Genomic DNA, 10,506 nt, shown 5'->3' on the forward strand with positions numbered 1-10,506 from the left:
CTGCCGGTCCTGGGCGGGACGGGCGGTGCGGGCGGCGTCGGTCAGCAGCCGCTCGGCGGCGGCGTGGGTGAGGTGTCCGGCGGAGACTAGGCCGCCGACGGTGTAGGCGGCGCGGTTGAGCTGGCCGCCGCGGTGGAGCTGGTGCACAACTTCACCCTGCTCCACGACGACGTCATCGACCGGGACGACACCCGGCGCCACCGGCCCACCGCCTGGCGGGTGTTCGGCACCACCGAGGCCATCCTGGCCGGCGACGCGATGCACTCCCTCGCGCTGCGCCTGGTCGCCGAGGACGCCCACCCGGCCGCCCGCGGCTCGATCCGCCGGCTCGCCGACTGCGTGGTCGAACTCTGCGAGGGCCAGCAGATCGACTGCGCCTTCGAGCAGCGCAACGACGTCTCGCTCGCCGAGTGCCTGGCGATGGCCGAGGCCAAGACCGGGGCCCTGCTCGGCGCCGCCTGCGCGATGGGCGCGCTGTACGGCGGCGGTTCCGAGGAAACGGCACAGGCCATGGACGGCTTCGGCCGCGAGATCGGCCTCGCCTTCCAGCTGATCGACGACCTGATCGGCATCTGGGGGGATCCAGCGGTCACCGGCAAGCCGGTCGGCGCGGACCTCGTCGCCCGGAAGAAGTCGCTGCCGGTGGTCCGGGCGCTCGGTTCCGGCACCGCCGAGGGCGCCCGGCTCGCCGAGCTCTACGCGCTCGAACGGCCGCTCGGTCCCGAGGAGTTGGCGCAGTGCGCGGCGGCCGTCGAGGCGGCCGGCGGGCGCGGCTGGGCACAGGGCGAGTCCTGCGAGCGGATGGCCGCGGCGATGGCCCAGCTGGCGTTGGCCGTACCGGAGCCTTCCGCGGCCGACGAACTGCTCGCCCTCGCCGAGCTGGTGACCCGCCGCACCCACTGAGCCGCGTCCGGCGGATCCGGACCGGACCGGGAAGCCGACCCGTCCGGTCCCCCACTCCGGTCGCTGACGGACCGCGCGCAGCTCACCCGTGCGCGGCCAGGAGCCGCTGCTCCTTGGCCGGTTCGATGCCCTGCCTGAACAGCGACCCCGGCGCAGCCTTGCGCCCCTCGGCGTCGGTGTCCTCGGCCGGCCCCCGGGTGCGCAGCCAGTCCCAGGTGTCCCGCGCGGTCTCCGCGAACGGGCGGCAGCGCAGCCCGGCCGCCCGGGCGCGGCTGCTGTCGACCTGCCAGATGTACGCCCAGTCCGGCAGGTCCGGCGCCCAGAAGGGGAGTTCGGTCCAGGGCTCCACCCGGTCCGGACCCTCGGCCAGCAGCGGGCCGTCGTCGATCCGGACCAGTTCGGTGCCAGGGGCGCCTGCGACCTCCCGGCAGGTCTCCAGCCACTGCCCGAAGGTGAGCTGCCCGGGCGGCGCCGTGGTGAGGAAGCGCCCCGCCGTCCCGGCCGTCAGCAGATCCAGCCCGAAGGCGGCGAAGTCCCGGACGTCGATCACCTGGACGGTCCGCCCCGGATCCCCGGGGGCGAGCACCCGGCCGCCGCGGGCCATCCGCTCCAGCCACCAGGGCAGCCGGCCGCCGACCTCGTACGGCCCGACCAGCAGCCCGCTGCTGAGCACCAGCGTTCGTTCGGCGCCGATGCCCGTCAGCGCCGCGCGCTCGCAGCCCGCCTTCAGCTCGCGGCCGAACGGCTGGCCGGGCGGGGTGTCGGCGGGACAGGGGAGGAGCGGGGAGTCCTCGGTGATCACCTGGGTGGCCCAGTCGGCACAGGCGTGCACCGAGGAGACGAAGGTGTAGTGGTCGGCCCGCTCGCGCAGCAGCCGCACGGAGAGCGCGACCTGGGCGGGCTGCTGGGCGGAGGTGTCGACGACGGCGTCCCAGCGGCGGCCCCCGACCAGCCGCGCGAGGTCCTCGGCGCTGTCCCGGTCGCCCCGGACGGCCTCGACCCCGGGCAGGTCGGGGCTGCGGAGGCCGCGGTTGAAGGTGGTGACCTGGTGGCCGCGGGCGAGTGCCTCGACGGCGTAGGCACGTCCGAGGAAGGACGAGCCCCCGAGTAGAAGGATCTTCATACCGCCCAGCCTGTCCGGGCGACCCCGCCCGTACGCCCGGCTTAGCGCTGAGCAGAGCGCCGGAGCAGGTACACCGGCCGGAGTGCCGGCCGGCCAGGGCGCCGCCCCGACGTGCCACCCCAACCCACCCCCCTTAGCATCCGAAATGTACTGATATAAGTCGATCCATGACCTGATCCGGCCTGGGAGAGCGACAGCATGGTCAACCCGGCACTCGTCGATCCGGCCACCATCCGCGCGACCGTGGCCGAGGCCTGGATCCGCGGCCACCCCCTGCTGCGGACCTACCGCGCCCTCTACGCCCAGGCCCTGGACGACGCGGACCCCGGCTACGTCGGCGGCTTCGGCGTCTTCCGTCACACCGCGCACCCGGCCACCCCCGCCGACACCGACGCCGTCACCCCGGACAACGACACCCTCCCGTCCCACGCCTGGCTCGACCTGCGCGCCGAACCCTGGGTGCTCTCGGTCCCCGCCCAGGACCGCTACCACGTCTTCGCGGTGCACGAACTCGACGCCCTGCACGCCGGGTTGATCGGCTCCCGGACCACCGGCCAGGACGCGGGGGACTACCTGGTGGCCGGCCCCGACTGGCAGGGCGAGCCCCCGCCCCGCCTCAAGGGCGTGATCCGCACCGCCACCCGGCTGGTCGCCCTGGTCGGCCACACCCGCCTCACCGGGAACACCCCCGCCGACCTCGCCGCCCTGCGGGCCGTCCAGGAGCAGTACCGGCTGCGCCCGCTGCACGAGTACGCCGGCACCCCGGCGCCCGCCCCCGCTCCCGAACCGGTCTGGCCGGTCTGGCGCGACGAGGTCCTGGAGAGCGTCGAGTTCCTCACCTTCTTGGACTTCCTGCTCGGCTTCTTCCCCCTCACCGACGGGCTCCCGCCCGCCGAGACCGGGCTGCGCGGCCGCCTCACCGACCTCTGCATCGACGGCCGCGGCGAGTTCGAGCCCGCCGTCCTCCCGTTGGAGGTCCGCGCCGAGTTCGCCCGCGGAATCGCCGACGGCCGCGTCCGGCTGACCCGGGCGCTCGCCGAACTCCGCGACTCCGCCCAGCTGTTCGGCACCCGCGAACAGCTCGGCGCGGACTTCCTCCGGCAGGCCGTCGCCGCCGAGCTCGGCCCGTACGGACTGCCCGCCGAGGAGGTCTGGTACGGCCGTTGGGCGGCGGACAGCGAGGGCCGCCGCCCGCCGAACGCCAGCGACCGCGACCACCTGATCCGCTTCGCCCCGGACGCCCTGCCCCCGGCCCGCTTCTTCTGGTCCGCGACCGTCTACGCGCTCCCCGACCACCGGCTGGTCGACAACACCCTGGACCGCTACTCGGTCGGCGGCCACACCCCCGGCCTGGTCCGCGACGCGGACGGCGGCCTGACCCTCTACGTCCAGCACAAGCGCCCCGCCAACGCCGACCACTCCGCCAACTGGCTGCCCGCCCCGGACGGGCCGTTCGCCGTGGTGCTCCGGATCCACGGCCCGGAGGCCTCCGTCCTGGACGGCCGCTGGCAGCCCCCGCCGCTCACCCCGCGCTGACCGGCCCCGGCCAGGCCCAGGCCCAAAACCCGTCCCCGACCCGGACCCCGCGCCAGGCCCGCCCCAGGCCCCGACCCGAACCGACGAAGGACCCCCCGATGAACCTGCCCGAGCTGGAGGCCCTGGCCGCCGACGCCTACGTCTACGGCTACCCGCTCGTCGCCGGCCTCACCATGGTCGAGCGCTTCGCCAAGGGTGGCCTGGGCACCCTCCCGGCGGCGCCGCCCAACCACTTCAGCCACGCCACCCGGCTGGCCGGCCCCGGCGACCAGTTCGTCTCGGTCAACAACGACACGATCTACTCGATCGCCCAGCTCGACCTCTCCGAGGGCCCGCAGGTGCTGCACGTCCCGGACACCTCCGGCGCCTACTACGTGCTGCAGTTCATCGGCGCCTGGACGGACAACGTGGCCTACCTCGGCAGCCGCGCCACCGGCACCGACGCGCAGACCTGGCTGGTCGTCCCGCCCGACTGGCACGGCACCGCCCCGCACCCGGACCGGGTGATCGAGCTGCCCACCACCATGGGCACGATCGTCGGCCGCTTCGCCTGCAACGGTCCACGCGACCTCCCGCGGGTCAAGGCACTGCAGGCCGGGCTCAGCCTGGAGCCGCTGGAACCCGGCGGCCTGGTCGCCGGACTGCCCGAGCCGGACCCGGACGTCCCCGAGCGGCTGGCCTTCTTCGAACGCCTGCGGGTGTGGATGCAGGCCTTCCCGCCGGCCACCCCGGACATCGAGTACCAGCGCCGCTTCGCCCCGCTGGGCCTGCTGGACGACGGCAGCTCGCCGTACCGCGCGGCCGCCGCGGAATGGACCCTCGCGCTCGCCAAGGGCCTGGCCGCCGGACGCGAACGGGTCGATGCCGCCACCCGCCCGCCCGAGGAGCACCCGCTCGGCGAGTGGCGCTTCGCGCTCCACCTCTTCGACTACAACCTCGACCACCTGGGCCCCGGCACCCTGGACGACCCCGAGTGGCGGATCCCCGACCGCCGCGCCGCCTACCTCAGCCGCGCCGCCGCCGCCCGGGCCGGCCTCTGGGGCAACCACGCCTACGAGGCCTCGTACGCGGTGACCTACGACGACTCCGACGGCCGCCCGCTCACCGGCGCCCACAGCTACACCCTCCACTTCGAACAGCCCCCGCCCGTGGAGGCCTTCTGGTCCGTCACGATGTACTCGGTGCCGGACTACTACCTGGTCGAGAACCCGATCAACCGCTATTCCATCGGCAACCGCACCCCCGGCCTGGTGTACGGCCCGGACGGCTCGCTGACCGTGACCCTCCAGCACGAACCGCCCGAGGACCCGACGGCCGCCGCCAACTGGCTGCCCACCCCGCTCGGCGAGTTCCGCCCGATCATGCGGCTCTACCAGCCCAAGCCGGAGGTGCTGGACGGCAGCTACCAGGTGCCCCCGATCCACCGCACCTGACGCCTTCCGGCCGCCCGGCGGCGACCGGGCCCTCCTATCGTCCCGAGGCCGTGGCCGCCCCGGTCGGGTGCGTCGACCCGCCGCCCGTCGGCGTCGGCGAGGGCGCCGCCGTAGCGGTCGGCGGTCCGGAGGACGGCGGCGCGCCCGAACCCGACGGGGACGGCGCGCCCGTACGGCTCGGCGTCGACGAAGACGAAGGCGAAGCCGTGGCCGTGGCCGACGGCCCCCCGCCCGGTGCCGATGAGGACCCCGACGAGGGCGTCGACGATGGATCCGCCGAGGAGGACGCCGACCCGCCGCGGTTCTGCGGCCCGCCCTCCATGGTGACCACCGCCTGCGAGGGCGGCAGGGCGATCCGGGCCGTCCAGGGGGTGGCCGGCGCGAGGTCCTCGTCCACGGTGACGATCACGGTGATCCGCTGCCCGGGCTCCAGGGTCCCCGCGTCGCGGCTGAGCCGGAGCCATCCGGCGTTCGTCTCGGCGTGCCAGCGGATCTCCGTGGTACCGGAGTTGGTGAGGGTGAGCACCGTCCGGCTGCCGTACTCGCGGGCCTCGACGGTGAGCAGCCCGGCCGGGGACGGGTCGCCCGCGCCCGGAGCGGAGGCCCGTTCGACCACGGGGGCCGGGGCGGCGACCAGGGTGGGGCTGCCGAGCGGGGTCGCACCTCGGCTCGGTACCGGGACCAGCGGTCCCTGGAAGGTGAGCCGCGGAAAGCCGGGAAGCAACGTTTCTGCACTGCCCGTGCCACCCGTGCCACCCGTGCCACCCGCGACGCCCCCACCCCCGGGACCCGCACCCGCCAGCTCCAGCCCCGGCATCCCCGGCCCCCGGCCGCGTCCGCGCCGGCCCCGCCCACCGCCCACGGCGGCCGCTGCCCGGTGTCCCGTCCGGCCTCGTCCACCCGCACCGCCGAGACCGAGGCCGCCGACCCCGGCCCGGCTCCGCCCCGGTGCCCGGCCCACAGCGCGACCACCGGCGCCGCCAGGACGGCGGCGAGCACCCCGGTGGTCACCACCCGCCGACGGACCGCCAGCCCCCGGCCCGCATCCGGCACCCGGTGCCGGGGGAAACCGCCGTGGTCGAACCGCAGCCCCGCCGCCCCGGCCGCGGACACCCACGCCGCCCCGGCAGCCGCCCCGGAAGCCACCCCGCCCACCCGGCGCGCCGCCCCGGAAGCGTCGCCGCCCGCCGGGGAGGGCGCCGTCAGCAGCGGCAGCCCCGACAACCCCGCCGCTCCCTCGGCCGCCTCCCCGGCGGCCACCCGCTCCGCCGTCCCCCGGCAGGTCGGGCAGTCCACCACGTGCTGCACCAGCTCCCGCCGCAGCGCCGGGCCGAGCACCCAGTCCCGCCAGGACTCCGTCCCGGCCCCGCCCAGCCGGTCCAGTTCGGGGCAGCTGCCCACCCCGAGCACCAGCAGCGCCGCCCTGGTCCGGGCCACCTCGGCCTCGGCGGCGGCGAGCAGCCCGCGGGTCCGGTCGAACGGCAGTCCCAGGACGGCCGCCACCTCCAGCGGGGTCAGCCGGTGCCGTACCGACAGTTCCAGCGCCTCGCGCTGCTCCGGGTCCGTACCGGCCGCCTCCGGCCAGGCGAGCGAGGCCAGCTCGCGCCGCCGCCGGACCGCCTCGGCCTCGGTCAGCTCCGCCCCGGGGCCTGCTCCGGGTTCCGTCCCGGAGCCCGCTTCCCCGACCGTCCCGTCCGCCAGCCGCCGCAGGCAGCAGTACCGGGCCAGCGAGAACAGCCAGGCCCGCACCAGCCCGGGTTCGGCCAGCCGGGCGCCGTGCCGCCGGGCCAGTTCGCGGACCTCGTGCAGGGCGGCGGTGGCCGCGTCGTGCTCGCAGAGCACCGAGAGGCAGTAGGTGAACAGGCCGTCCACCTGCCGGTCGTACGCCGCGAGGACGGCGTCCGGCGCCCCGGCGGGCCCAACAGTTCGCGTTGTCACCCGTCCGACGGTAGGGACAACGGGCCGCCCGCCCCCGTCATTCACCGCGTATGTACTTCTTTCGGGTAACAACATCGCCCATCTGTGTGGGTGTGCGGCGCGTCCGGTCGCGGTCCGCGGCTGTCACCCCCAGGCACTACCGTGGGCCGCATGCCTCCGCGTTCCAAGACCACCGCCAAGCCGCGCCCGGCCTACCGCTGCACCGAGTGCGGCAACCAGCTGCCCAAGTGGGTCGGCCGCTGCCCGGAGTGCAACGCCTGGGGCACGGTCGAGGAGTACGGCGCGGTGCCGATCCGCACCACCGCGGCCGGCCCGGTCAGCGCGCCGGCCCGCCCGATCGCCCAGGTGGACGGCCAGGTCGCGACGGCCCGTTCGACGGGCGTGCCGGAGCTGGACCGGGTGCTCGGCGGCGGCCTGGTCCCCGGCGCCGTGGTGCTGCTGGCCGGCGAGCCCGGCGTCGGCAAGTCCACCCTGCTGCTGGACGTCGCCGCCAAGGCGGCCACCGGGCAGCACCGCACCCTCTACGTCACCGGCGAGGAGTCGGCCGGCCAGGTCCGGTTGCGCGCCGACCGGATCAACGCCCTCTCCGAGCACCTCTACCTCGCCGCCGAGCAGGACCTGGGCGCGGTGCTGGGGCACATCGAGGCGGTCAACCCCGGCCTGCTGATCCTGGACTCGGTGCAGACCATCGCCTCCGCCGAGCTGGACGGCGCCCCCGGCGGCCCGGCCCAGGTCCGTGAGGTGGCGGGCGCGCTGATCCGGGCCTCCAAGGAGCGCGGCATGGCCACCCTGCTGGTCGGTCACGTCACCAAGGACGGCCAGATCGCCGGCCCGCGCCTGCTGGAGCACCTGGTGGACGTGGTGCTGAGCTTCGAGGGCGACCGGCACGCCCGGCTGCGGCTCATCCGCGGGGTCAAGAACCGCTACGGCGCCACCGACGAGGTGGGCTGCTTCGAGCTGCACGACGAGGGCATCGTCGGCCTGGCCGACCCGTCCGGCCTCTTCCTGACCAGGCGTGACAAGCCCGTCCCGGGCACCTGCCTCACCGTCACCCTGGAGGGCAAGCGCCCGCTGGTGGCCGAGGTGCAGGCGCTGATGGTGGATTCGCAGATCCCCTCCCCGCGCCGCACCACCTCGGGCCTGGAGTCGCCCCGGATCGCGATGATCCTGGCGGTGGTCGAGCGGCACGGCGGGGTGAAGCTCGGCAAGCAGGACATCTACACCGCGACGGTCGGCGGGGTGAAGCTGACCGAGCCCTCGGCCGACCTCGCGGTCGCGCTCGCGGTGGCCAGCTCCTCGACCGACACCCCGCTGCCCAGCAACCTGGTGGCGATCGGCGAGGTCGGCCTGGCGGGCGAGGTGCGGCGGGTGACGGGTGTGCAGCGCCGGCTCGCCGAGGCGCACCGGCTGGGCTTCACCCACGCCCTGGTCCCGCCGGACCCGGGCAAGGTGCCGCCGGGCATGAAGGTGGTCGAGGTGGCCGACATCGGTGAGGCGCTGCGGGCCATCCCAGGCCGTCGCCGGGCCGCCGCCAAGCCGCGCGTCGAGGGGCGTGGTGAGGCCCCGTCGACCCCGCCGGCACCCCGCGCGGCGAAGGTCCCGGCGTACCCGGAGGAGCTGATGGACGGCTGGGAGCCGCTCGACTCCGACGAACTGCGCTGACCCAAGCCCTGCCGAAGCCGCACGCAGTTAGACTTTCCCCAGTCTCATTGGCCAGAAGGCAGTACCGGAGCGGTACTGAGCGACAGAGCAACAGACCGCGGACCGGCGCACGGCGCGAGGCACGGGGTCGACCGGAGGAGTCACGTGGCAGCCAGCGACCGGGGGGCGGACAAGGCCTCCCGTGAGGAGGCCCTGCTGCGGGCCTCCCTCACCGCCATCGCGCCCGGTACCGCGCTTCGTGACGGCCTGGAACGGGTCCTGCGGGCCAACACCGGCGGCCTGATCGTGCTGGGCTTCGACCGTACCGTCGAGTCCCTGTGCACCGGCGGCTTCGTGCTGGACGTCGAGTTCAGCGCGACCCGGCTGCGCGAGCTGTGCAAGCTCGACGGCGCGGTGGTGCTGGACAAGGACATCACCAAGATCGTCCGGGCCGGCGTCCACCTGATGCCGGACTCCACCATCCCCACCGACGAGACCGGCACCCGTCACCGCACCGCCGAGCGGGTCAACCGGCAGACCGGCTACCCGGTGGTCGCGGTCTCGCACTCGATGCGGCTGATCGCCATGTACGTCAACGGCACCCGCCGGGTGCTGGAGGACTCCACCACCGTCCTCTCCCGCGCCAACCAGGCGCTGGCCACCCTGGAGCGCTACAAGCTGCGCCTGGACGAGGTGGCCGGCACGCTCTCCGCCCTGGAGATCGAGGACCTGGTGACGGTCCGGGACGTCACCGCCGTGGCCCAGCGCCTGGAGATGGTCCGGCTGATCGCCACCGAGATCGCCGGCTACGTGCTGGAGCTCGGCATCGACGGCCGTCTGCTCTCGCTCCAGCTGGACGAGCTGATCGCGGGTGTGGAGCCGGAGCGCGAACTGGTCGCCCGGGACTACTTCCCGGAGCGCGCCGCCAAGAAGGGCCGGACGGTCACCGAGGTGCTGGGCGACCTGGAGGCACTGACCCACGCCGAGTTGCTGGACCTGCAGACGGTTGCCAAGGCGCTCGGCTACTCCGGCTCGCCGGAGTCCCTGGACTCCGCCGTCTCCCCGCGCGGCTACCGCCTGCTGGCGAAGATCCCGCGCCTGCCCAACACGGTGATAGAGCGCCTGGTCGAGCACTTCGGCGGCCTGCAGAAGCTGCTCGCCGCCAGCATCGACGACCTGCAGACGGTCGAGGGCGTCGGCGAGACCCGCGCCCGCTCGGTCCGCGAGGGCCTGTCCCGCCTTGCCGAATCGTCCATCCTGGAGCGCTACGTCTGACCCGGAGCGCGGCAGACCGCGGACGGCCCCCGAGGAAGGCGCTTCCCCGGGGGCCGTCCCGCGTTTCCGGGGCCGTACGACGCCGGAGCCCCCGACCGCGCGCTGCGGTCGGAGGCTCCGGTACGGGATTGACGGGCGCTCAGTTGTCCAGTCGGATCGAGGTCCGTGCCGAGACCTTGTCCCCGGAGAGCCCGGTGAGCTCCGCGAGCACCACGTAGGTGCCGCTCGCCGGCGCCGTCTGGTCGGCGGTCGCGCACTGCGGCTTGCTGCGGCTGCGGTCCCAGGTGAAGGTCTCGGTCTGGCTGCTGTTCGCCGGGATCTGCACCCAGATGCTGCCCTTGTCGGGCGGGCAGTCACCGGAGGACCAGACCCGGTCGTTGTTGCTGCCGCTGCTGACCGTGATCACGGAGGCGGTACGGCCCAGGTCCACCCGGCAGTTGGCGCCGGAGGAGTTCTTGACGGTCAGAGCCAGCTTCGGCTTGTCCTTGGGCTGGTACGAGTTCTGGGTGCCCGCCAGCTCCAGGGCCACCTGCGAGGAGGAGCAGACCGGGAGCGCCATGACCTCCGGGGTGTTCACCGCCGGGGCGCCGCCGCCCGAGCCGCCGGACCCGCCGGCCGAACCCCCGCCGGACCCGCCCGCCGGAGCCGGGTTGCCCC

Annotated in this window: 7 protein-coding genes and 2 pseudogenes; 5 read left to right on the plus strand and 4 right to left on the minus strand. The window is 74.9% G+C overall.

The features are described from left to right. Positions 1-90 precede the first annotated feature (90 nt). Positions 91-903, plus strand: a pseudogene (locus HS99_RS38605) (polyprenyl synthetase family protein); the annotation flags it as partial. An 82-nt stretch (positions 904-985) separates the two neighbouring features. Here HS99_RS38605 and HS99_RS38610 read toward each other — a convergent pair. Beyond that, on the minus strand, positions 986-2,026 hold the full coding sequence (locus HS99_RS38610) for an NAD-dependent epimerase/dehydratase family protein (RefSeq protein ID WP_030551635.1): 1,041 nt from the start codon (positions 2,024-2,026) through the stop codon (positions 986-988). 198 nt (positions 2,027-2,224) lie between these two features. On the opposite strand from HS99_RS38610, the gene HS99_RS38615 reads away from it, so the two are divergent. Together HS99_RS38615 and HS99_RS38620 are read left to right on the plus strand one after the other, a co-directional pair. Continuing rightward, on the plus strand, positions 2,225-3,562 hold the full coding sequence (locus tag HS99_RS38615) for a DUF1254 domain-containing protein (protein ID WP_030284407.1): 1,338 nt from the start codon (positions 2,225-2,227) through the stop codon (positions 3,560-3,562). Positions 3,563-3,660: 98 nt separating this feature from the next. After that, on the plus strand, positions 3,661-4,995 hold the full coding sequence (locus HS99_RS38620) for a DUF1254 domain-containing protein (protein WP_030284405.1): 1,335 nt from the start codon (positions 3,661-3,663) through the stop codon (positions 4,993-4,995). A 34-nt stretch (positions 4,996-5,029) separates the two neighbouring features. On the opposite strand, the gene HS99_RS48630 is transcribed toward HS99_RS38620, so the two are convergent. Beyond that, the gene (locus HS99_RS48630; protein WP_370863338.1) at positions 5,030-5,488 is read right to left on the minus strand and encodes a hypothetical protein; all 459 of its coding nucleotides are present in this window, start codon (positions 5,486-5,488) and stop codon (positions 5,030-5,032) included. After that, positions 5,401-6,933 carry an RNA polymerase sigma factor gene (locus HS99_RS38625; protein ID WP_141763900.1) on the minus strand — a complete coding sequence of 511 codons (1,533 nt, stop codon included), beginning with the start codon at positions 6,931-6,933 and terminating at the stop codon, positions 5,401-5,403. Before HS99_RS38625 ends, HS99_RS48630 begins: the two co-directional genes overlap by 88 nt. Before the next feature lie 150 nt (positions 6,934-7,083). Here HS99_RS38625 and radA point away from each other — a divergent pair, with 150 nt between their 5' ends. Together radA and disA are read left to right on the plus strand one after the other, a co-directional pair. Beyond that, entirely contained in the window at positions 7,084-8,595 is a 1,512-nt protein-coding gene (gene radA, locus HS99_RS38630; RefSeq protein WP_030284400.1) for a DNA repair protein RadA, read from the plus strand. A gap of 195 nt (positions 8,596-8,790) precedes the next feature. Next, entirely contained in the window at positions 8,791-9,849 is a 1,059-nt protein-coding gene (gene disA / locus HS99_RS38635) for a DNA integrity scanning diadenylate cyclase DisA (RefSeq protein ID WP_030284398.1), read from the plus strand. Between the two features lie 139 nt (positions 9,850-9,988). Here the strand turns inward: disA and HS99_RS38640 are convergent. Further along, a pseudogene (locus HS99_RS38640) lies at positions 9,989-10,506 on the minus strand (hypothetical protein); the annotation flags it as partial.

Source organism: Kitasatospora aureofaciens (assembly GCF_001188955.3).
GTDB lineage: Bacteria > Actinomycetota > Actinomycetes > Streptomycetales > Streptomycetaceae > Kitasatospora > Kitasatospora aureofaciens.